20 protein-coding genes and 1 pseudogene are annotated in these 20,891 nt (G+C 59.1%); 6 read left to right on the top strand and 15 right to left on the bottom strand.

The window, feature by feature from the left end; genetic code table 11:
- Positions 1 to 23: 23 nt before the first annotated feature.
- The 9 genes from ACYZTW_RS17980 to ACYZTW_RS18020 all read right to left on the bottom strand — a co-directional run bounded on the left by ACYZTW_RS17980 (position 24) and on the right by ACYZTW_RS18020 (position 8,016).
- Complete coding sequence (locus ACYZTW_RS17980) at positions 24 to 680, bottom strand: glutathione binding-like protein (RefSeq protein ID WP_462001147.1); 657 nt, start codon at positions 678 to 680, stop codon at positions 24 to 26.
- Positions 677 to 1,273, bottom strand: coding sequence for a cysteine dioxygenase family protein (locus ACYZTW_RS17985; RefSeq protein WP_462001148.1), 597 nt, complete (start codon positions 1,271 to 1,273; stop codon positions 677 to 679). Before ACYZTW_RS17985 ends, ACYZTW_RS17980 begins: the two co-directional genes overlap by 4 nt.
- A 17-nt stretch (positions 1,274 to 1,290) precedes the next feature.
- Positions 1,291 to 2,127: an amino acid ABC transporter ATP-binding protein gene (locus tag ACYZTW_RS17990; RefSeq protein WP_462001149.1), complete on the bottom strand. Its 837-nt coding sequence runs from the start codon at positions 2,125 to 2,127 to the stop codon at positions 1,291 to 1,293.
- Positions 2,114 to 2,902: an amino acid ABC transporter permease gene (locus ACYZTW_RS17995; RefSeq protein WP_462001150.1), complete on the bottom strand. Its 789-nt coding sequence runs from the start codon at positions 2,900 to 2,902 to the stop codon at positions 2,114 to 2,116. The genes ACYZTW_RS17990 and ACYZTW_RS17995 overlap by 14 nt, the downstream gene beginning before the upstream one ends.
- Complete coding sequence (locus tag ACYZTW_RS18000) at positions 2,892 to 3,626, bottom strand: amino acid ABC transporter permease (protein ID WP_462001151.1); 735 nt, start codon at positions 3,624 to 3,626, stop codon at positions 2,892 to 2,894. Before ACYZTW_RS18000 ends, ACYZTW_RS17995 begins: the two co-directional genes overlap by 11 nt.
- Positions 3,623 to 4,834, bottom strand: a complete 1,212-nt coding sequence (locus ACYZTW_RS18005; protein WP_462001152.1) for an aminotransferase class I/II-fold pyridoxal phosphate-dependent enzyme — start codon at positions 4,832 to 4,834, stop codon at positions 3,623 to 3,625. Before ACYZTW_RS18005 ends, ACYZTW_RS18000 begins: the two co-directional genes overlap by 4 nt.
- Entirely contained in the window at positions 4,831 to 6,255 is a 1,425-nt protein-coding gene (locus ACYZTW_RS18010) for an FAD-binding oxidoreductase (protein ID WP_462001153.1), read from the bottom strand. Before ACYZTW_RS18010 ends, ACYZTW_RS18005 begins: the two co-directional genes overlap by 4 nt.
- Positions 6,252 to 7,103 (bottom strand): transporter substrate-binding domain-containing protein, encoded by an 852-nt coding sequence (locus tag ACYZTW_RS18015; protein WP_462001154.1) that lies wholly within the window; start codon positions 7,101 to 7,103, stop codon positions 6,252 to 6,254. Before ACYZTW_RS18015 ends, ACYZTW_RS18010 begins: the two co-directional genes overlap by 4 nt.
- Positions 7,104 to 7,173: 70 nt before the next feature.
- On the bottom strand, positions 7,174 to 8,016 hold the full coding sequence (locus tag ACYZTW_RS18020) for a transporter substrate-binding domain-containing protein (protein WP_462001155.1): 843 nt from the start codon (positions 8,014 to 8,016) through the stop codon (positions 7,174 to 7,176).
- 252 nt (positions 8,017 to 8,268) lie between these two features.
- Between ACYZTW_RS18020 and ACYZTW_RS18025 the strand changes: the two genes are divergently transcribed.
- Entirely contained in the window at positions 8,269 to 9,138 is an 870-nt protein-coding gene (locus ACYZTW_RS18025; RefSeq protein ID WP_462001156.1) for a LysR substrate-binding domain-containing protein, read from the top strand.
- 62 nt (positions 9,139 to 9,200) lie between these two features.
- On the opposite strand, the gene ACYZTW_RS18030 is transcribed toward ACYZTW_RS18025, so the two are convergent.
- Both ACYZTW_RS18030 and ACYZTW_RS18035 read right to left on the bottom strand, forming a co-directional pair.
- Complete coding sequence (locus tag ACYZTW_RS18030; RefSeq protein ID WP_140678013.1) at positions 9,201 to 9,416, bottom strand: TOBE domain-containing protein; 216 nt, start codon at positions 9,414 to 9,416, stop codon at positions 9,201 to 9,203.
- A 150-nt stretch (positions 9,417 to 9,566) separates the two neighbouring features.
- Positions 9,567 to 10,829: an OprD family porin gene (locus tag ACYZTW_RS18035; RefSeq protein ID WP_462005782.1), complete on the bottom strand. Its 1,263-nt coding sequence runs from the start codon at positions 10,827 to 10,829 to the stop codon at positions 9,567 to 9,569.
- Between the two features lie 266 nt (positions 10,830 to 11,095).
- On the opposite strand from ACYZTW_RS18035, the gene ACYZTW_RS18040 reads away from it, so the two are divergent.
- The 4 genes from ACYZTW_RS18040 (at position 11,096) to ACYZTW_RS18055 (ending at position 17,609) form a co-directional block, all read left to right on the top strand.
- A complete protein-coding gene (locus ACYZTW_RS18040) occupies positions 11,096 to 12,043 on the top strand; it encodes a LysR family transcriptional regulator (RefSeq protein WP_462001157.1) in 948 nt (315 codons plus the stop codon).
- Between the two features lie 90 nt (positions 12,044 to 12,133).
- Positions 12,134 to 12,937 (top strand): putative hydro-lyase, encoded by an 804-nt coding sequence (locus ACYZTW_RS18045; protein ID WP_462005783.1) that lies wholly within the window; start codon positions 12,134 to 12,136, stop codon positions 12,935 to 12,937.
- Positions 12,938 to 13,581: 644 nt separating this feature from the next.
- On the top strand, positions 13,582 to 14,601 hold the full coding sequence (locus tag ACYZTW_RS18050; protein ID WP_462005784.1) for a substrate-binding domain-containing protein: 1,020 nt from the start codon (positions 13,582 to 13,584) through the stop codon (positions 14,599 to 14,601).
- Complete coding sequence (locus tag ACYZTW_RS18055) at positions 14,589 to 17,609, top strand: EAL domain-containing protein (protein ID WP_462001158.1); 3,021 nt, start codon at positions 14,589 to 14,591, stop codon at positions 17,607 to 17,609. Before ACYZTW_RS18050 ends, ACYZTW_RS18055 begins: the two co-directional genes overlap by 13 nt.
- 246 nt (positions 17,610 to 17,855) lie before the next feature.
- Here the strand turns inward: ACYZTW_RS18055 and ACYZTW_RS18060 are convergent, their stop codons facing one another.
- Both ACYZTW_RS18060 and ACYZTW_RS18065 read right to left on the bottom strand, forming a co-directional pair.
- On the bottom strand, positions 17,856 to 18,197 hold the full coding sequence (locus ACYZTW_RS18060) for a hypothetical protein (protein ID WP_462001159.1): 342 nt from the start codon (positions 18,195 to 18,197) through the stop codon (positions 17,856 to 17,858).
- A gap of 5 nt (positions 18,198 to 18,202) precedes the next feature.
- On the bottom strand, positions 18,203 to 18,442 hold the full coding sequence (locus tag ACYZTW_RS18065) for a hypothetical protein (RefSeq protein ID WP_462001160.1): 240 nt from the start codon (positions 18,440 to 18,442) through the stop codon (positions 18,203 to 18,205).
- A gap of 39 nt (positions 18,443 to 18,481) precedes the next feature.
- Between ACYZTW_RS18065 and ACYZTW_RS18070 the strand changes: the two are divergent.
- Positions 18,482 to 18,717: pseudogene (locus tag ACYZTW_RS18070) on the top strand (hypothetical protein).
- A 271-nt stretch (positions 18,718 to 18,988) separates the two neighbouring features.
- On the opposite strand, the gene ACYZTW_RS18075 reads toward ACYZTW_RS18070, so the two are convergent.
- Together ACYZTW_RS18075 and ACYZTW_RS18080 are read right to left on the bottom strand one after the other, a co-directional pair.
- Positions 18,989 to 19,450 (bottom strand): GNAT family N-acetyltransferase, encoded by a 462-nt coding sequence (locus ACYZTW_RS18075; protein ID WP_462001161.1) that lies wholly within the window; start codon positions 19,448 to 19,450, stop codon positions 18,989 to 18,991.
- 286 nt (positions 19,451 to 19,736) lie between these two features.
- Complete coding sequence (locus tag ACYZTW_RS18080; RefSeq protein ID WP_462001162.1) at positions 19,737 to 20,693, bottom strand: AraC family transcriptional regulator; 957 nt, start codon at positions 20,691 to 20,693, stop codon at positions 19,737 to 19,739.
- Between the last annotated feature and the right edge of the window lie 198 nt (positions 20,694 to 20,891).

Below are 20,891 nucleotides of genomic sequence, written 5' to 3' on the forward strand. Positions count from 1 at the left end.
GGGAGTCCCGTTTGAAAAAAAAGTTATTGAAGCGCCAGAGAGCGCTCATTGGCCGCGACTTCCCGGCCCTTCGCGTACGCACGCTGAATGGCCGGTCGCGCCTTGAGGCGTTCGCGCCAGGCATGAACATGCGGGTAATCCGCCAGGTCCTGGCCCTGTCGCAACGGTTGAATCCACGGGAAGATCGCCATGTCGGCGACGGAATATTCCCCCGCGACAAAGGGCACTTCGGACAAGCGCGCTTCCAGAACCTTGTACAGGCGCGTCGCTTCGGCATTGAGCAGGTCCAGAGCGAACGCAATCGGTTCCGGAGCCTTCTCCTTGAACAGCTGCAACTGGCTCAGGTACGGGGTGATATGCCCCACCTGCCAGAACAGCCATTCCTGAACTTTTTGCCGCTCCGCACTGCCGGCCGCTGGCAGGAAACGCCCGGCCTTGTCGGCCAGGTAATTGAGGATGGCGCCGGATTCGAACAGGCTCAGCGGCTCACTTAAGCCCTGTGGTGCATGGTCGACAATCGCCGGAATCCGTCCATTGGCGCTGATGCGCTGGAACGCTGCCTGCTTCTGCTCGCCTTCTCGGATGTTGACCGGCAGCACGCGGTACTCAAGCTCCAGCTCTTCCAGCAAGATGCCGATCTTCAAGCCATTGCCAGTCGGCCAGTAATACAGATCGATCATGCGTAGGCCTTGATCGACGGCGCCATTTGCGAGGCGTTGTAATTGAGGATGCGCCCGTCGGCCTCGACACCGTACCGGCCGTTGAGGGACTCCAGTGGCAAACCGTACAGGTGGAAATGCAGGGTCGCCTGGTCGCCTTCGACACGAATGCCATGCAGGTCTTCGCCGAGAAACGAGATGGAGGTGCCGGGTTGCACGATTACTTCTTTTTCCAGGTGCAAGGTGGTGAAACCGGGCTCGCGGCCTTCGTCATCACGACGGTAGACGTAGTTGATTTCCTGGCCTTCGACCGCGCTGATGATCGCCCAGGTTTCATGGTTATGCGGGATCGTGCTTTTGCCCGGCAGCAACGAGTTCAGGTACAGCGTCGGGGTGTCGCCATCGTCATTAAGACGGTAGCGAAACGCGGTGCTGCCCTGCCCCGGCACCGGCGCCGGGAACTCGTCGAAATTGAACAGATCACGGCGCTCGGCCAGAACTTCAAGCAAGGAAACGATTTCCACCAGCGCGGCGCGGTCGACGCCCCGTTGATGGATGACACGGATTTTCTTCAGGAAATCCTCGATGACGGCGGCACGGTTAACGGTACTCATGAACAGGCTCCTCGGTATTAGACGGACAGGCTGTAGCGACTCAGGTTGGTCAACAGATACGGATCATTGGCGATGGGCGGCCGGCGGCCCGGATCACCCAGGGCGTGACGCAAAAACTCCTGGGTGCGCTCGCTGGTGGGGTGCTGAAAGATTTGCGCGGCACTGCCGTGCTCGACGATCACGCCGTTCTCGGTGAAGTAGACGATGTCGCTGATTTCTTCGGCGAAACGCATTTCGTGGGTGACCAGCACGCAGGTCATGCCCTCTTCGGTCAACTCGCGAATCACCGTCAGCACCTCGCCGACGGTTTCCGGATCGAGGGCCGAGGTCACTTCATCGAACAGAATCAGTTCCGGGCGCATCGCCAGGGCGCGGGCAATCGCCACCCGTTGTTGCTGACCGCCCGAGAGCTGGCCCGGATAGGCATCGGCCTTGTGTTCCATACGCACCTTGGCCAACAAGGCGCGAGCGTCTTTTTCGGCGTCGATCCGGTTACGCCCCAGCACCTTGCGCGGGGCAATCACCAGGTTTTCCAGCACCGACAAATGCGGGAACAGGTTGTATTGCTGGAACACAAAACCCACGCGCTTGCGCAACTCGATGCGCTGGGCTTCATGGGCCAGGGTGTGAACCTCGGTCGTACCGACGCGGATGCTGCCGCGCTGGGGCTGCAACAGGCCGGTGATGCAGCGCAGGATGGTCGATTTGCCGGAACCGGAGGGGCCGATGATCGACACGGCCTGGCCCCGGCGCACGTCGAGGTCGATGCCTTTGAGCACCGGGTTAGTGCCAAACGACAGGTGCAGGTCGCGCAGGCTGACCAGGGGCTCGGCGACGGTTTCAGTAGAAGGCATAACGTCGCTCCAGGCGTTGGGTGAGTCGGGAAATCGGGTAGCAATAGGCAAAGAACAGCACCAACAGGCTCAGATAAATCACCACGGTGAAGCCGGTCATGTTCACGGTGTTGCTGGCGATTTGCGCGGTGTCGATCACGTCATGCACGCCCACCAGGGACGCCAGCGCAGTGCCCATGGTGATTACTGCATACAGGTTCATCCACGGCGGCAACATGCGCTTGAAGCACTGCGGCAGGATGATCGAACGGAAAATCTGCCCGCGGGTGAATGCCAGGGAACGTGCGGCTTCCCACTGGGTGCTGGGGATCGAGGCAATGGCGCCACGGAAGATTTCCGCGACATTGGCACTCGCCGGCAACGCCAGGCCGAGGGTGACCTTGACCCAGTCCGGGAACGAGACATAGGCACTGCCGATGTGGATCTCGAACGGGAACACATAGGTGGTGAAATAGATCAGCACCAGCCAGGGCGCATTGCGAAAAATCTGCACCCAGATCCACGCCGGCAGGCGCAGCAGACGCAGGGGTGACAGCGCCAACGCACCTACCAACAACCCCAACAACGACCCCAAGCCGATGGCGACGAGACTGATCAGAATGTTCTGGCCAAAGCCCACGGCCAGCGCCGGCGACCATTGCAGCAAGGCCTTGAACACCGGGCTGTGCGGGGCGACATACACCAGCCACAGTACGACGCACACCAACAACAGCAACTTGCCGACATGCCGCCGAGGCCAGGCCACCGGTGCGGTGACGGACGATTCAATGGCCATAGCCGGGCATCCTCAGGCGCGCTTCAAGGTAGCGCCCCACGCAATTGACGATAAAACTCAGCAGGCCGAAAAAGCTCAGGATCAGAATCATCAACTCCAGCACGTTGTCGCTTTGGGTCCAGATCATGATCGCCGCGTAAGTGATGTCCCCCACGGCAATGGCCGAGGCCACGGCCGTCATTTTCACCAGGTCGATCAGGTTGTTGATCAGCGACGGCAAGGCAAAGCGCAGGGCCAACGGCAGTTGCACATTCCACAGCAACTGACGACTGCTGAACGCCAGCGAACTGGCCGCTTCCAGGGTCACGGCCGGCACCGCCTCGATACCGGCGCGCAAGGCTTCGGCATGGAACGCGCCCTTGTGCAACGAGATCACGATCACCACCCAGGCGAACGGCGTCAGCGGGTTGGCCGCGCCGACGGCTTGAGTCAGCAGCATGTTCAGCACCAGGAAGGCGCAATACAGCTGCACCAGCGTCGGCGTGTTGCGGGTGACCTCGACAAATATGCGTGCCGGATTCGCCAGCCAGGGTTTTCCAGAGGTCAGCATCGCCGCCAATCCGACACCCGCCAGCAGGCTGCCGACAATAGTGAACAGGCAGAGCAGCACCGTGGTCAGCGCCCCCTGCTCCAGGGTTCCGCGCTGGTAGGCGTCCAGCAGAAAACCGTAGTTCAGGCCGATCCCGGCAGTCCAGTGGACGAAAAGCTCCAGCCAATGACTCATGGTTCGCCCCGCAATTGCGCGCAGGCGTGAGCGATGCGACGCCCGGCTTCGGCAACGGTGTCGGTCGCCGTGGCGATGGACAGGCGAAACCACGGCGACAAGCCATAAGCTCTGCCCGCCACACCGGCCACGCCCTCCTCCAGCAAATACGCCACGACATCGGCGTCGCTGTGAAGGCATACGCCGTCTGGACGATAACGCCCCAGCAACCCGGCGCAGCGAACAAACACGAAGAAACCACCTTGGGGTTCGAGCACCTCGAGACCTTCGACTTTGCGTAAGGCGCTCACCAGTAGATCCCGACGTTGCTGATAGGCCGCCACCTGCTCCGGCAAGAAATCCAGGCCGCCTTCGAAGGCCGCCAATGCGGCAGCCTGTCCCACCGAAGAGGCCCCCGACGTGGATTGCGATTGCACGACCGCCATGGCGTTGGTCAGCACTTGTGGCCCGCCACCGAAACCGATGCGCCACCCGGTCATGGCGTACGTCTTCGACACACCGCCCACCAACAGGCAGCGCGGTTGCAAGTCCGGCGCGACATTGAGCAGGCTCTGCGCGGGCTGACCGTCAAAGCGGATATGTTCGTAGAGCTCATCCAGCAGAATCAGCACCTGCGGATGGCGACGCAGCACCTCGGCCAAGGCTTGCAATTCGGCCTCGCTGTACACCGCGCCGCTGGGGTTGCCGGGGCCGTTGAGAATCAGCCAGCGAGTCCGCTCGCCGATGTGTTGGTTCAGCTGTTCTGCCGTGAGCTTGCAGCCCTGCGCCAGTGCGCACTCGATAAACACCGGTTCACCGCCATTGAAGCGCACGCTGTCGGGGAAGGACGGCCAGTACGGCGTCGGCACCAGAACTTCATCGCCGTCGTCGAGGGTCGCGGCGAAGGCATTGAAGATGATTTGCTTCGCCCCGTTGGCAATCACGATTGATTCCAGCGGATAGTCCAAATGGTTTTCCTGCTGGAGCTTGCGTTGCACGGCGACACGCAAGGCTTTTACGCCAGGCGTCGGGGTGTACTTGGTGGCACCGGCAGCGATGGCGGCATAAGCGGCCTGTTTGATGTGCTCGGGAGTGTCGAAATCCGGCTCGCCGGTGGTCAGGTCGAGAATGTCGCGACCGGCATCACGCAACGCCGTGGCTTGGGATTTGGCGGCGGCATTGGCCGACAGCGAGACGCGCTGCACGCGCTTGGACAGACGAATCGTCATGACGGAACCACCTCCAATACCTTGCCCGGATTGAGCAGGTTTTTCGGGTCCAGCGCCTGCTTGATGCGGCGCATCAGATCGAGCTCCACCGGACTTTTGTAGCGCTCCAGCATGTCCCGTTTGCGCTGGCCGATGCCGTGTTCGGCGCTGATCGAACCGCCATGGGCATGGGCACTGTCATGAACCAGCAAGCTGAGCGCCGCGTAGTGAGCCATATGCGCCTCGACCGTCGAATCAAGAGGATGAGCAACGTTGTAGTGCAGGTTGCCGTCGCCCAAATGGCCGAACGTGAAATGGCGGACACCGGGAAAATTCGCCTGCAACAGCGCATCGGTATGGGCGACAAACGCCACGACCTGGGAAATAGGCACTGAAATGTCGTGCTTCATGTTGCGACCGGCGCGCTTCTGTGCCTCGCTCATGTTCTCCCGCAATAGCCACAGGGCTTCGCTTTGGGCCAGGCTTTCAGCGATCAACGCATCGGCCAGCAACTCGCGCTCGAAGGCCTCCCCCAGCACTTGTTCAAACGCTTGGCGGGCATGGGCTTCGCTGTAGTTGTCGGACAGTTCCAACAGTGCAAACCAAGGCTGCCTGGCACCGAGAAAAGGTTGCGGACCTTCGGGGAATTGCTCGCGCAGCAGCGCGAGGCAGTCGGCACTGAGCAGTTCGAACGCGGTGAGACTGGCACCGAAACCGGCGCGGGCATGGGACAGCAATTGCACCGCTTGGTCCAGAGAGTCGAAGGCCAAGAGTGCCGTCGCTTGCGCCTTGGGCAGCGGGAAGAGTTTCAGGGTCGCGGCAGTGATGATGCCGAGCGTGCCTTCGCTGCCGATATACAGGTCACGCAAGTCGTAACCGGTGTTGTCCTTGCGCAAGCCGCGCAGGCCATTCCAGATTTCACCCTCGGCGGTGACCACTTCCAGACCCAGAGTCAGCTCGCGGGTATTGCCATAACGCAGCACCGCGGTGCCGCCGGCATTGGTGCCCAGATTGCCGCCGATGGTGCAACTGCCTTCGGCGCCCAGACTCAGGGGAAACAGCCGGCCGGCGTCACGAGCAACGTCCTGGACAGTTTGCAGAATGCAGCCCGCCTCGACGGTCAGGGTGTCGTTGTCAGTGTCCACCGCCCGCACACGATTCAATCGGTCGAGCAACAGCAACACCGCTTGGCCGCTGGCGTCCGGGGTCGCGCCGCCCATCAGGCCGGTGTTGCCGCCCTGCACCACCACCGGCGTATCACTGGCCACACACGCGCGAACCACGGCCGCGACTTCCTCGGTGTTCGCCGGGTGCACCGCAGCGATGACCTGCCCGACGTAACGTCCCTGTTTGTCGGTCAGATAGGGCGCGGCCTCTTCGCTGCTCTGCACATGGCTGGCGCCGAGCAATTGCTGCAAAGCCACGAACAACGTCTGACTCATGGCTGCACCGCCAGCGGCGCGGCGTTGCGGTACTGCTCGTGCAGATCACGCAATGCTTGAGATGGCGTCATACCGGTGCGCTCGCCCAATTCGATCAGCCAGCCGCTGCGGTGCCAGTCGCGCACGATGGCATCCAGTTTTGCCTGGGTATCGTGCTCGCCTTTGCGCAGCCAGATCACCGAGTTCGACGGGATCAAATCACCCGGCAGAGGGATTTCATACTCAGCCCACTCGGCATCGCTCAACAGCGCGTGCATGGTCGGGCTGACATGCACCGCCGCCACGCAACCATTGCCGCGCAACGACAACAACGATTCGGATTGGCTGCGGAAGGCCTTGATCTCTGCGCCGTAGGTCTCCTGCAATGGCTTGATGAAGTTGCTGCCCTGGGACACGCATACCGGCTTGCCTTTGAGATCAGCCCATTGAGTCACGCCAGCCCCTTTGCGAATCAACGCCGCGCCGCCCACTTCTTCATAAGGCGTGGGCACGTAATCGAGAATTTCGCCACGCTCTTCGGTGAACTGCATATTGGCGATCAGGATGTCGACCTTGCCCTGCTGCAGGAACTGCACGCGGTTGGGCGCCAGTACCGAAACGGTCTTCGCTTCGACGCCCAATGCCTTGGCGATGCCCTTGGCCAGTTCGACGTTGTAACCCAGGTGTTCGCCGGTCTTGGGGTCGATGGTGCCGAATGGCGGACCACTGAGAATCACCCCGACGCTGATGGCGTGGCGTTGCTCGATCTTGTCCAGCGTGGCATCGGCCTGGGCAAGACTCGCACCCAACGCGGCGGACCAAGCAAGGCACAGGGTGGTCAGGGATTTGGCGGAAAAATAACGGTTCATGCACGACTACCTTGAACGACCGCCCGGCAAAAGGACGGTCTGTTGAAAACGATGAGGTGGAGAACCGGGGTCAGGCGCCGTTGGCCTGGAACTGTTTCTGCAGTTCCACCAAAGCGGGTGATGCGGGCGTGATGTGGTTGCGGGTCTGGGCCTCAATCAACCAGCCGCTGCGGTGCAGTTCCTTGACGATTGGATCGAGCTTGGCCTGGGTATCGCTTTCTCCGGGGCGGGTCCAGATCACCGACGGCGCAGGGTTGAGTTCCGGCGTAAGTGCGCGATAGCCCTGCCATTCGGCGGTGCCGGCGAGCAGCGGATTGATCAGCGTGGCGTCATGCACCGCTGCGACGCAATTGTTGCCGCGCAGGGCCAGCAAGGATTCCGAAGAGCTCTTGAAGGCTTTGATCTCGACGCCCAACTCGGTGAGCGGCTTGATGTAGCTGCTGCCCTGGGAGGTGCAGACCGGTTGGTTTTTCAGGTCTTCCCAACGGGTGATCTTGCTGTCCTTGAGCACCGCGGCGGTACCACCAACACGGTAGAACGGTGTCGGCACAAACCCGAGGATCTCGCCGCGTTCGGCGGTCCACTCCATGTTGGCAATCAGCAAATCGACTTTACCCTGCTGCAAAAACTGCACGCGGTTGGCGGGCAATACCGGCACCAGCTCCACTTCGGCACCCAGTTGCCGTCCCAGCTCCTGAGCGAGGTCAACATTCAAACCACGCGGCTTTTGGGTCGCTGGATCAATCCCGCCAAACGGGCCGCCGGACAGCAACACGCCGACCACCAACACATGCCGTTGCTCGATCTTGTCCAGGGTTGCATCAGCCCGGGCACCGGTGCTGGCAACCAGCGAGATCAAGGCGCCCAGCATCACAGGCAACAATTGTTTAACGGCTGAGTACTTTTGCGACATGGATCTTCCCCTGATGATTGATCGGCGTACCCCGACCTGATGTGGAGGCATCCTAGGTACAGCGTTGAAGTAACGGAAATTCAAATATCTAATATCGTTATAACTTCCCGTGTTCACACCGGGAGACGACCTCCATAAAGCCCGTATTTACTGACATTAAAGATCTACCCACTAAAAAATCAGCAAAAATACATAAATAATCGTAATGTTTATGTTTTCAGCCTTGATATAAAAGCAGCCCCGGAAATGGCCATGCCGACCTCACCCACCCTCGATCTCGAATTGCTGCGCACCTTCATTGCCGTCGTCGACCACCACAGTTTTGCCGAGGCCGGCGCGCAACTGGCCCGCACGCAATCGTCGGTCACCCAACACATGCAACGCCTGGAACAGCAAGTGGGGGTGAGCCTGTTCGAAAAGCGCGGGCGGCAAAAGCAACTCACCGAACCCGGCTTGCAGTTGCTGCGTCATGCCCGGCAGATGTTGTCGCTCAACGACGAGGCATTGAACTCGCTGCGTGAAAGCAGCTTGAGCGGCGTGTTGCGCATCGGCTCACCCCATGACATCGCCGACACCATCCTGCCGCCGATCCTCAGCCACATCGCCCGCTCGGCACCGCGCTTGCGTCTGGAAATCGATGTCGGGCGCAGCCCGTTTCTGATGGAGGATTTGCACCGAGGCAAGGTCGACATGGTGATTTCCACTCGCCAGGACCCGAGCCTGGAAGGCTTTGCCTTACGCACTTCACCGGTGTGGTGGATCTGCTCGGCGCAGTACATTCACAACCCCGGCGAACCGTTGCCACTGATCCTCGTGGATGAACCGAGCATCTACCGGCGCTATGCCCTGGAGGCGCTGGAACGCGCCAATATCAGTTGGCGCCAGGCGTACCTGGCATCGAATCTGATTGGCATCAAGGCCGCGACACGTGCTGGTTTGGGTGTCACCCCCCGAAGCATGGAGATGCTTGGTCCAGACATGCGCGTGCTGGGTGAAAATGACGGATTGCCGCGACTGCCGGACGTGACCTACTACCTGTGGATCAGGCCCAACACCGCCAATTTGATTGCCCGCAAAGCCTATGACTTGATTCGTGCAAGCCAGGGATTGTCTTTTTCTTGAAATGAGCGGCCTCGATGTTTTGCACGATGTGATCGGGCAAAACATCGAGGCCGCGGGACATTTCAGAGCTTGGCGATCGAGACTTCGGTGGATTTGACGAAGGCAATCACCTCGCTCCCCACTTGCAATTCAAGATCGCGCACTGAGCGGGTGGTAATCACCGAAGTGACGATGCCGGAGGCGGTTTGTACATCGATTTCGGAGACCACTTCGCCTGTCACAATTTCCTTGATGACACCCTTGAACTGGTTGCGGACGTTGATCGCTTTGATGGTCATGATGAGGCTTCCTGTCTGATGTCGAATACATCCGCACGGATGTGCAGGCCTTCAAAATGAACCTCCCGGATCAATATTAAAAGGAATATATATTGATTTGCTTATTCCTCAATAGAATATACAAACCGACAGCCGCTCCCTGAAAATCATCTACCACAGCGCCAGGGTATAGCTGACGATCAGGCGGTTCTCATCCAGGTCATTACCGAAGTTCGAACGCACTGACGCGTTGCGCCATTTGAGTCCGAGCCCTTTCAACGAACCGTCCTGCACCACGTAAGCGATATCGGTGTTGCGTTCCCATTCCTTGCCTTCTCCCGGCGCAGTGCGTTGCACATTGTCGCCAGAGATGTAGCGCGTCATGAAGGTCAACCCCGGCACACCGAGTGCGACAAAGTTGTAGTCGTAGCGCGCTTGCCAGGAATGCTCGTCGATGTTGGCGAAGTCACCGATCTGCACGAAGTTGACCAGGTACGGATCGCTGCGCCCGATATACGGAAACGGATCGTCGCCGCTCATGCGCTGATAGCCAAAGCCCAACGCATGGCCGCCCAGGCTATAGGTGAACAACGCACCGAAGGCCTGGTTGTCGATATCACGAAAGTTACCGTCTTCGGTGCTGCGCGCATAGCGTACGTCGCTCTTGAGCGACTGGCCGGAGCCCAGGTCCAGCGTGTGCACAAGCCCGAGGTAATTTTGCTGGTAGATGTTTTCAAGTTTGCCGTAGCGGTACTGCGCGGTCAGGTTCGGCAGGAACTGATAGTCAGCCCCGGCAAACTGGAACTTATCGCTTTGCCCGCCGATGCGGTTGGCGGTCATGTCCTGATAGTCGGTGGAGTCGACAAAATTGATCTGCGTGAGTTGACCGGCCGTGAGCTTCAAACGATCAATTTCCTGCACATTCACCAGGCCGCCCTTGAACGTGCCCGGCAACAGGCGGGTATCGTTGGAGCTCACTACCGGGTCCTTGATCTGCAATGTCCCCAATTTCAGGGTGCTGTTGGACACGCGCATTTTCGCTGTCAGGCCTAACTCGCCATAGCGATCCTGTGAGCCGCCGGACCCATTCGGCGGCAACAGATTGGTGCCCGCCGTACCACCACCGGAGTCCAGTTTGAAACCGGCCATGCCTAAAACATCCAGGCCAAAACCAAACATGCCCGCGGTGTAACCCGACTCCATTCGCAACAGAAAACCCTGCGCCCATTCCTCGGCCTTGTCGCGCGAACCGTCCTGGCGAAAATCACGGTTGAAGTAGAAGTTGCGCGCTTCCAGGCTGCCTTTACTGTCCGCGACGAAATCCGCCTGAGCGGTCGGCGCGCAGAGCAGGCTCAGGCCGAGCAATGTGCCAGCCGGGGCGTACCCATTGAATGGGCGGGTGCGACCCGCTTTTAAAGGCACGTGGACGGTCATGATTTTTTCCATGGAAGAGGTTCCTGCAGCAGCAAGCGAAGATGACGGACACACCTCATTGTTTTTTTGTGAAGGCGTTGTCGTGGGGGGCGGACGCAGCGACCTGCGTCGTGGAGCGGATTCTTCGGGCCGAGACAGAACGGCGTCAAACGGGAAAAAGACGAGGTTATGCATAAGAAAATTTGATGCCCGTTGCGGCGGACTCTGGAGTAACAATTGCAACCCGCCCCTTCATTACAAGAGCCACAAGCGCCAAGGGAACCGCCATGAACCTCAAATTCCTCGAAACCTTCGTCTGGGTCGCCCGCTTGCAAAGCTTCAGCCTGACCGCCGAGAAAATGTTCAGCACTCAGGCAGCGATCTCCAGCCGGATCGCCGCGCTGGAAGATGAGTTGGGCTTGCGCCTGTTCGTGCGCGATTCACGCGGGGTGTCGCTGACGCCCGAGGGTCTCAAGGTGCTCGACTACGCCGAGCAGATGCTCGAGGTCCAGCGCGCGCTGAAACACTCGCTGGACAACACCAGCCCGCAGCAGGGGCTGGTGCGCATTGGCGTGATGGATACGGTGATTCACACCTGGCTCAGCCCGTTGATGTCGACCCTGATGCAGACCTTCCCCGCCGTGGAAATCGAGATCACTGCCGACGCCGCGCGCAATCTCTGCGAGCAGTTGAAAAAGGGCTATCTGGACATCGTTTTTCAGACTGACCTGATCCGTCACGAAAGCGTGCGCAACCTCGAATTGGCGCACTATCCCATGCACTGGATCGCCGCCAGCAACTCGATCTACGCCCGGCCTTATGCCTCGCTCACCGAGATGGCCGGCGAGCGCATCATCACCTTTGTCAAACACTCACGACCGCATCAGGATGTACTCAACCTGTTGCACGCCCATGGCGTAGGCGCACCGCGCGTCAGTTGCGTCAACTCGGTGTCGGCCATGACCCGGTTGATTCGTGACGGCTTCGGTATCGGCGCCTTGCCGGCGGCACTGGTGGCCAAACCCCTGGCCAGCGGCGAGCTGATCCAGCTGGATCCCGGCAGCCGCTTGCCGCAACTGGATGTCGTGGCCTCGTGGCGTGCGGGGGTCGGGCTGGAACTGATCGAGAACATTGTCGAAATGAGCCGCCAGGTGGTCTGCCAATACGCTGCGGATGTCGGTCCGTTACTCATGGTGGCGGCGCCGGGCCTCGACAGCCGACTGCCCCCTGAATAACTTTTAGTTGTTTGGGGGCAACAACATTCCTTGTTGGACGGCATCACCGTGGTTTTCTAAAAAGGGTCAACAACCTGCCGAGATGCCATGATGAATCAGCCCGCCACGTCCTTCGAACAATTGCAGCGCAGCACACCTCTGGCCCTGCGCCAAAGCATCGCCGCCGGATACTATCAGGGCCACACCAGCGGCCTGGGCCAAGGCCGGGTGCAAGCCAATATCGTGATTCTTCCCAGTGATTGGGCCGATGAGTTCCTCAGGTATTGCACCCTCAATCGTCAAGCCTGCCCGTTGCTCGACATTACCGAGCCCGGCGATCCGTACTTTCGCAATCTTGGGACAGCCATTGATATTCGCCATGACGTGCCCCGATACAGGGTTTATCGACAGGGTTTACTGAGCGAAGAACCGCTGGATATCGAGCATCTCTGGCAGGATGACCTGGTGGCCTTCGCCATCGGCTGCTCGTTCTCCTTCGAACAACCGCTGCTGGATGCTGGCATCCCCCTCAAGCACATCGATCTGGGGCGCAATGTCGCCATGTACCAGACCAACATCGACACGCGCCCCACCGCCCGACTGAGTGGCAAGCTGGTGGTGAGCATGCGGCCGATGAAAGCCGCTGCTGCCATCCAGGCCATTCAAATCACCGCGCGCATGCCCAACGTCCACGGCGCCCCCGTGCACATCGGTGATCCGTCGCTGATCGGCATTCACGCGCTCAACATCCCGGACTACGGCGATGCCGTTCCCATTGAAGCTGACGAAATACCGGTGTTCTGGGCGTGCGGTGTGACACCTCAATCGGTGGTCCAGGCCTCACGTCCGCCACTGTGCATTACCCATGCCCCCGGCTGCATGCTGGTGACGGATTTGTACAACAGCGCTTTGTAAAGGCGTGGGTGTGCTTGAGTTCAGGGGGGGCTGGGACGAAAAAAGAGGCCGAAGCCCTAATGCCAGTCAGTAAGCCAAAACGTGATACGTAGCAACTGGCGAAGCCTGCGTTCGGCTGCGCAGCAGTCGTAAAACCTGCGTTTGCGGTCTTCCTGAAACACCGCATTGTCTGATTTTACGACTGCTGCGCAGCCGAACGCAGGCTTCGCCAGCTGCTACAAGGTTTGCGTTGCGGCTGAAATGGCTTAACTGATCGGCATTAGTCGAAGCCTTGTAAAACCACTCAATGTAGTCAACGATGCAATTGGCCTTCGTCCCTTGTTTTGTGCCATGGACCCTGTCCCATTTCCTGAATGCTCAGGACTAAAGTTCGCGCACTTTACCCACAAAAGACCTGATGACAGCAGAACCGACTATCCTTTCGGATAGTGAACGCTGCACTCTTGGCAAAAAGGGACGCCATGCCAGACTATGATCGCGCCATCGGCTCCAGACCCGGCATCACAGGCGGTGATCGAACCTGTCTGATCAGGCGCCGGTTACTCTGGATGGCTTCAATTACGGCTTTCTGTCTTTTCGCGGCAACTCCCGGATACGGCCAGAACCTGCCAACCGCAGAGGGTGTCGAAAACGCCACGGTTACGGTGATTCAAGCGCAGGAAATCGTTTCCAGGGCCACCCTCGAAGCCGTTCGCTGGAGCGGCCCTGAATCCGGCCCGCAAGCCCTGCGGGGCAAGAGCATCGCCTTTGTCTCAGAAGATTTGCGTAACGGAGGAATTGTCGGTGTCGCGCAGGGCGCTCGCGAGGCAGCCAAGGCGATGGGCTGGACGCTGAAGATATTCGATGGCGCCGGATCATCGGCCGGGCGCGCAAAGGCCTTTTCCGATGCCCTGACAGCGAAACCCGACGGCCTCATTCTGTGTGGCTCCGATGCCCTTGAGAACAATGCGGCGCTGATCCTCTTCGCCAACAGGAATGTGCCGGTGGTTGGCTGGCACGCCGGGGCACGACCCGGGCCGATTGACGGCACGCCGGTGGCCATGAACGTCACGACCGACCCGCTCGAAGTGGCTCGCCTCACGGCCATGGCGGCAGTGGCACAGTCAAACGGACACGCCGGCGTGGTCATCCTGACCGACTCCAAGTACAGCATCGCCATGGCGAAAGCCAAGGCCATGGAAAACGTCATTCGGGCCTGTCGGGAATGTACGTTGCTGGAAGTGCGCGATGTCGCGATCTCCGAAAGTGGCGAGAAGATGCCGGCGATCACCAAGGAGCTGCTTCAGCGCTATGGCAAGCGCTGGACCCACACGCTGGCCATCAACGATATCTATTTCGACTACTCGATTACCTCATTGACCAACGCCGCAATACCCAGTGACGGCATCAGTCTGTTGTCTGCCGGTGATGGCAGCGCTTCGGCTTTCTTGCGCATACAGGCAAAAACCTACCAGACCGTCACCGTGGCCGAGCCGCTCAACCTGCATGGCTGGCAAGTGATGGATGAATTGAACCGGCTGTTTGCAGGTCAGCCGGTGAGCGGCTTCGTCGCGCCGATTCACCTGGTCAATGCCGACAATATCGCCTTCGACGGCGGGAAGAAATTCCAGTACGACCCTGACAATGGCTATCGAGACATCTATCGCCACCAATGGAATCCCTGACATTGGACGTTACTTCCCGGCTCGGACGCCCGCTATTGCCGCAATCGCTACGCGCACAGTTCACACTGGCGTTTCTGACGCTGGCGCTGCTGGTCCTGGCGAGTGGTGCAACTGCGGTCTACGCCTTGCGCACGTCAAACAGCGCCACCCGCCAGCTGACGGATGAACGACTGGTCCGCATGCAAAATGGGCAAGACATGCTGCAGCGTACCTTGCTGATCGAACGCCAGACCGATCAGCTTCTGACAACCCGCTCCCCCGACACCCTGCGTTCAAGCTATGCGGCGACCGTCGAACAGCTTGAAGCCCTTGATCAACTGGTGCAGCAGCTGACTGCCGCGAACAGTGGCGTGGCGATACTCGACATGCATCAGTCGAGTCAGATGTTCCGCAATACCGCCAACATCGTCGCGCAGCTGCGAGAAAGCCTGCTGCAAACCGAGGTCACCTTCGAGCAAACCATGGAGGATCACACCGCCCGGTTAACCGCGACTCAGACCCGGGCCAGCCTGGAACTGGCGGTGTTACTTTTCGATCTGCCGCAGGCTGTTGACAGTGATGCCGTGCAACGCCTGCGGATCCGATATGAGCGCCTGTCACGCACCGCAGGCAAGTTACCCGACGCTGATGTGGAGACGCCCGATCTCTTCTCCCTGCGCCTGAGGCTCATCAATCAGCACAACGTCATACAGCGCTTCAATGAGGAACTGAAGAATGAGGCCGGGGTTTTGGTCGCGGTGGCCCGTGCGCAATCCAGTGCTTACACCGAAGACTATCGCGAAGCCCTGCAGCGCCTGGTCGAGGCCTCAAATCGTAGCCAGCAATGGGTGCTGATCATGTTAGGCGCCAGCCTGGTGTTCGCCTGGTTCGTGACCCGGGTCTTCATGGGCCGTCATGTGCTCGTGCGTCTGAATGAAATAAGCCGGCAATTGCGTCAGGAACACACTGACAAAACGCATTTGATGATGGCGGAACATGGGAAGGACGAGATCGGCAACATGGCTCGCGCGGTGAATCAATTCCTCAAAGACCGACTTCAGCTGGAAAAAAGAACGGTCCAATTGAGTATCGCCACCGAGCGGCTCGCCCTGCAAAACAGCCGATTAGAGCAAGAAGCCGTCATCCGTGCCGGACAAGGTCATGTCCTGGAGCTGATCGCCAGGAGCACCGAGCTTGCAGAAGTCCTCGACAGCCTGGCTCACCTGGTGGAGTCCCAACTGGAGGGGATGATGGTGTCCATCCTGGTGCTGGATGAGGATGGCAAGCACCTGCTGCACGGGGCGGCCCCCAGTTTGCCGAAAGCCTATAACCAGCTCATTGACGGGATTGCGATCGGCCCGAACGTCGGTTCATGCGGCACCGCGGTGTATCGACGAGAACCGGTCATCGTCACGGATATCGAGCTGGATCCGCTGTGGGAGGCGTACCGTTCAGTCGCAACGCCCTATGGATTTCGCGCCTGCTGGTCGACGCCGATTCTGTCCCACGAGCGAAAGGTATTGGGTACGTTTGCCTTGTATTCCAACACCGTACGCAGCCCTAGCTCGACCGAGACGCGACTGATCAACATGGCGACACCTCTTGCCGGCATTGCGATAGAACGCCAACTTACCGAAAAGCGCATTCGCTATATGGGCGACCATGACGCACTGACCGGGCTGCCGAATCGCACACTGCTCGAAGACCGTCTCAAGCAGGCAATACTTTATGCTCAGCGCTACAGCCGCCTGGTGACGGTGGTGTTTCTCGATCTGGACAAATTCAAACTGGTGAATGACAGCCTTGGGCACAGTGCTGGAGACGAACTGCTGAAAACCGTCGCCCAGCGCATGCTGGAGTGTGTACGCCGCACCGACACCGTCGTGCGACTGGGTGGCGACGAGTTTGTGATCGTCCTGTTCGACCAGCCCTCAGACCTCGACGGCGTTACTCCAGCCCTGCACAAAATCCAGGAAGCCATCCTGCGGCCGATTCAACTCAGCGGACATACACTCCACGTCACCTGCAGCATGGGGTTGGCCACCTACCCTGCCGACGGCAGCGATACCGACACGTTGCTCAGCAACGCGGACGCCGCCATGTACCGGGCCAAGGAGTTGGGTCGCAACAGTTACCAGTTCTATACGAGCGAGATGAATAACAAGGTTCAGGGCAAGCTCGCCATGCAAGACGGGCTTCGAAATGCACTCAACCATGATGAGTTCCTGCTGCTGTACCAGCCACAGGTGGATTTGCAGTCAGGTCAGATTATCGGTGTGGAGGCACTGATCCGCTGGCAGCATCCCGAGCTCGGCATGGTGTCTCCAATCAAATTCATTCCGCAGGCCGAAGAGACCGGGTTGATCGTGCCCATCGGCGACTGGGTGATTCATACCGCGTGCAGACAGAACAAGGCCTGGCAGGACGCGGGCTGGCCGCCGATCACCATGTCGGTGAATATTTCAGCACGCCAGTTCATCGAAAGGGACCTGATCGACCGGGTGATGCATGCCTTGCAAGAAACCGGACTGGACCCGATGTACCTTGAGCTGGAGCTGACCGAAAGCCTGATCATGCAAGACCTTCAGCAAGCCATCAGCAAAATGAAAGAACTGCAATCAATGGGGATCAGTCTCTCGATCGACGACTTCGGCACCGGCTACTCCAGCCTCGCCGCATTGAAAAGCTTCCCGATCGCGAGACTCAAGATCGACCAGTCTTTCGTGCGCGATCTGCCCAACAACGAGAACGACAAAGCCATCGCCACCGCGGTGATTTCGTTGGGGCACAAACTGAACCTCAAGGTCATTGCCGAAGGTGTCGAAACCGAAGAGCAGCAAACCTTCCTGCGTGAAAACGGCTGCGATGAAATTCAGGGCCACTTTTTCAGCAGAGCGGTCAGCGCAGAGGAAATCAGTCTGTTACTGCGTACGCCCCGGTTGCCTCAACCGAGCCGCATTGCGCGCCCTGACTCGGTAAGGCGAAAACGCGATGTAAAACGCCCAAGCAGTCCAATGCCCGGGCATTAATGACTCAGCGTACGGTAAAACGCTGCTGTGTCAGAAGCCGATCGCCCGGTCTGACCTACAGCAGCCAAAGCCGATGGGCGTTCCCGTACTCTGAGACCATAAAATGCGTGTAACCCTCAGCATTGATAGACACTCCTTTGTTCATTCGCAGAAAAAAAACCCCGCAACCGAATGCGGTGCGGGGCAAAAAATTGGTTGGTTGCGGCCAACCAAAGGAGCTCTATGAAACGCGTTTACGGGCCGGGGTCAGATGCAATCCTGTGCGGCGCGTTCAAAACTCGAAGGCAGGAAGTTCGAGGCCAGCAAATGCCGCTCGTAGATGAACACCTTGCCGCCGTTCCCGGCCTTGTAGGCTTCCAACACGTTGTCCGCCGAGACTTTGCTCGGCACCACGATCCGGTAGCTGCGCTGGGTTTGCGAGACAGTCGGGTTCAACGCACTGCCCTGCAATTTCGGTACGACGCAGTCGGCGTATTGGGCAGGAGTCTTGTTGGTCTGCAAGGTCAGGGTCGGATCGTTCGGCGCGGAGGCACAACCGGCGAGCAGCAAAGAGGCAAACGCCATGGCAGACACGAATAAAGGGCGCATCGGTTTCATCCTGAAAATAAAAGGTTCGGTTTATTGAGCAACGGAACTGCGTCACGGGCGCCGCCATTGCCATTTGTGTTTTGTGTGTTCAGCCAAGTGCAGTGACCACTCCGCCCCTCAGCAGGGCTGACCAGAGCCAGTCGGGTCAATATCTTCATCGCGCAGGTTTCTTGACCCGCGTGTTCGATGGAGGCGATTTTCCGACTATTGCCGACAAAGCAGAACTTGCGTTTGGTAATGGTCACTATTACTTCTAGCAATAGTTGATTGATGAGGATCTCTCCTTGAGAACTTTTGACCTGATCCGCGACGCCGTTTTGCCCGATTTCCGTGACCGGGTGGCCGAGTACCTGGTCCAGTACGAAGCCGTACTGTTGTGCGCAAACTCGCCCGACCTGGAGCATGCGCGGGCCACCGCCAATCAGTTGCGCGGATATTTGCGCGGGTTGAACACCACGCGGATGTTGGGCTGGCGGATTGGGAGGAGCCAGATCGGCGAGTGGTGAATACGTGGCTTTAGCGCCCGACCAAACACAGGCTCGACTTCCCGAACTGCGCCGCAGCATCCGGGCCGCCAACGCTCTTTTCTTGCGATCTGGAGGTGTCCAATGAGCGATTACACCCGACGAGCCACCTTCAACGGCTGGGCCGTAACCGCCTGACGGCAAGCACTACGCTGCCACCGTCACCGGGCTACGACGACAAAGGCATCGACGCGGCACGGTCCACGCCGGGTGAGGTCTGGCGGTGTATGTCGGAGTGTCGTGAGCCTGCGCTGAGATGAAAACATCTCAACCCAAGCGTTTTTCAAAGTAGACGCGATCAAATCCCTCCTCCGAGCGCCGCTGCACTTCGACGTAACCGAGTCGGGGATAAATTGACAGATTGTCGGTCATCTTTGCATTCGTATAGAGATGAACGCTGCCAAGGCCCAAGCGCACCGCCTGCGCCTCGCAAAATTGAATAAGTGATTTGCCGATACCTTTTCCACGCCCTGCTTTTGACACGGCCACGTTTTCGAGAAACATATGCTGACCCACCGGAAAGAAGACGATGAAACCTTGCAATTCGTTTTGCTCTCCAGTGCAAAGGTACACATAACCCGCTGCAATCTGTCCCCTGAAATCCGCCAACATCGGTGCAGGCTTTCGTCCTATCACGCAAACATACTGGACATACGCCTGCTCGACACAAGCGCGCACGGCTACCTCATCGTCTGCAACTGCTTGGCGGATCATGTGTCGTTCACTCATGGCAAATCCTGACTAACTCAGCGTAATGTCGGCTTGGAAAAAACGTAACCGCACCCGGCCGACACGGCGACACGGCGACACGAGCGCTTGCGGTCACAGAATACCCGCGCGAGCCGCTCTGTGGCATGGGCAAGCGCCTCGATGTGCATTTATAGAATGATACGCAGCGAAGGCAGATCTGATGGCTACCTGGGTCGATTTCAGTCGTTCGGGACAGGCTGCTATCGGCCATGAGGAGACACTTGCTGCCTGGCTTGATCAGAGTGTCCATCGGCACCGGACCTTCTCATGCTGATTGTCTGCGCCAGGTGCCGGGTGATGTGCCGAACTGGCGTTTGAATGCGCGACTGAACGCGGCTTCGGATTCGTAGCCAACTGCAAAGCCAATTTGCGCCACATTACCGCGACCTTCGCGCAGGTGTTGAGCCGCCACGTGCATACGCCAGAGTGTCAGGTATTGCATCGGTGGCTGTCCGACCAATGCCGTGAATCGCTCCGCGAATACCGAGCGCGACATGCCCACTTCAAGCGCCAGGGCTTCTGCAGTCCAGCCCTCGGTTGGACGAGCATGGAGCAGCGCCAGTGCGCGTCCAATATGCGGATCTCGCAAACCCGCCAGCCACCCGCGCCGCTCAGCCGGGAGGCTCGCGACATACTGGCTGACGGCTTCGACGAACAGCAATTCGGATAGCTTGGCGATGACCGTTGTCGAGCCGACGCGCCCCGCCGCGATCTCACTGACAGCGAAACGGAATGAGCTTTCAATCCAGGCTCCCGAAGCCGTCGCGCGCACGTCTAACTTCAATAAGGATGGCAGCGACGAAAGCAACGGACTGAACGGTGCTTCAGAGCCGAGGAATCCGCACAATAACTGTGTGGCCTCGCCGCCCCCGCCGTACTTGATTCGTGAAATGCCGCCGACTTCCGGCGGCTGAATAACGTCGCGCGCCGACATGGGCGCAATGCTTGGATCACTGCCAAAAGTATGAACGTCATTGCGAGGAAGCAGAATGAGTTCGCCTGCCCGCACATCGAGGGTGGCGCCATCGTCGATTCGTAATTGCATGTGCCCCGCCGCGACAAAATGCGACGCAATGATATGTCGAGGGGCCGCCAGGAACGGTTTGCAATCGTCTGCAGAGATTCTTCCGCTGATGCACCAGGGCGCAGTGAACTCCGCCTCGAGGAAGACCCCTCCAGACAGCCGAATCACACGCAAGACATCAGAAAGCGCATCCAGCAATTGCCAGCCCTCCTTTCCGGAGTCCAGAGCATGTAATCAGGCGCACTGGTCATTCGCCGCCTGAACTGCGAGGCCTAGATTAGCACCAACGTGGACTCAGTGATCGAGACGATCCCCAGAGGCTTCACCGATGATCATTGGCTCCGACGTTAACCGTAATGGCCCCTTCCAACTCGACCAGGGAAGCAGGAGATCGAT

This window comes from Pseudomonas sp. LB3P25 (genome assembly GCF_054897985.1).

Excerpts from the sequence above, each read along its gene's own strand:
- ACYZTW_RS18045 (WP_462005783.1), top strand. The coding sequence starts at position 12,134 with ATGAATCAGCCCGCCACGTCCTTCGAACAATTGCAGCGCAGCACACCT.
- ACYZTW_RS18055 (WP_462001158.1), top strand. The coding sequence starts at position 14,589 with ATGGAATCCCTGACATTGGACGTTACTTCCCGGCTCGGACGCCCGCTA.
- ACYZTW_RS18020 (WP_462001155.1), bottom strand. The coding sequence starts at position 8,016 with ATGTCGCAAAAGTACTCAGCCGTTAAACAATTGTTGCCTGTGATGCTG.
- ACYZTW_RS17995 (WP_462001150.1), bottom strand. The coding sequence starts at position 2,902 with ATGGCCATTGAATCGTCCGTCACCGCACCGGTGGCCTGGCCTCGGCGG.
- ACYZTW_RS17980 (WP_462001147.1), bottom strand. The coding sequence starts at position 680 with ATGATCGATCTGTATTACTGGCCGACTGGCAATGGCTTGAAGATCGGC.
- ACYZTW_RS18040 (WP_462001157.1), top strand. The coding sequence starts at position 11,096 with ATGAACCTCAAATTCCTCGAAACCTTCGTCTGGGTCGCCCGCTTGCAA.
- ACYZTW_RS18010 (WP_462001153.1), bottom strand. The coding sequence starts at position 6,255 with ATGAGTCAGACGTTGTTCGTGGCTTTGCAGCAATTGCTCGGCGCCAGC.
- ACYZTW_RS18075 (WP_462001161.1), bottom strand. The coding sequence starts at position 19,450 with ATGAGTGAACGACACATGATCCGCCAAGCAGTTGCAGACGATGAGGTA.
- ACYZTW_RS18025 (WP_462001156.1), top strand. The coding sequence starts at position 8,269 with ATGCCGACCTCACCCACCCTCGATCTCGAATTGCTGCGCACCTTCATT.
- ACYZTW_RS18005 (WP_462001152.1), bottom strand. The coding sequence starts at position 4,834 with ATGACGATTCGTCTGTCCAAGCGCGTGCAGCGCGTCTCGCTGTCGGCC.
- ACYZTW_RS17985 (WP_462001148.1), bottom strand. The coding sequence starts at position 1,273 with ATGAGTACCGTTAACCGTGCCGCCGTCATCGAGGATTTCCTGAAGAAA.
- ACYZTW_RS18060 (WP_462001159.1), bottom strand. The coding sequence starts at position 18,197 with ATGCGCCCTTTATTCGTGTCTGCCATGGCGTTTGCCTCTTTGCTGCTC.
- ACYZTW_RS17990 (WP_462001149.1), bottom strand. The coding sequence starts at position 2,127 with ATGCCTTCTACTGAAACCGTCGCCGAGCCCCTGGTCAGCCTGCGCGAC.
- ACYZTW_RS18035 (WP_462005782.1), bottom strand. The coding sequence starts at position 10,829 with ATGACCGTCCACGTGCCTTTAAAAGCGGGTCGCACCCGCCCATTCAAT.
- ACYZTW_RS18030 (WP_140678013.1), bottom strand. The coding sequence starts at position 9,416 with ATGACCATCAAAGCGATCAACGTCCGCAACCAGTTCAAGGGTGTCATC.
- ACYZTW_RS18015 (WP_462001154.1), bottom strand. The coding sequence starts at position 7,103 with ATGAACCGTTATTTTTCCGCCAAATCCCTGACCACCCTGTGCCTTGCT.
- ACYZTW_RS18000 (WP_462001151.1), bottom strand. The coding sequence starts at position 3,626 with ATGAGTCATTGGCTGGAGCTTTTCGTCCACTGGACTGCCGGGATCGGC.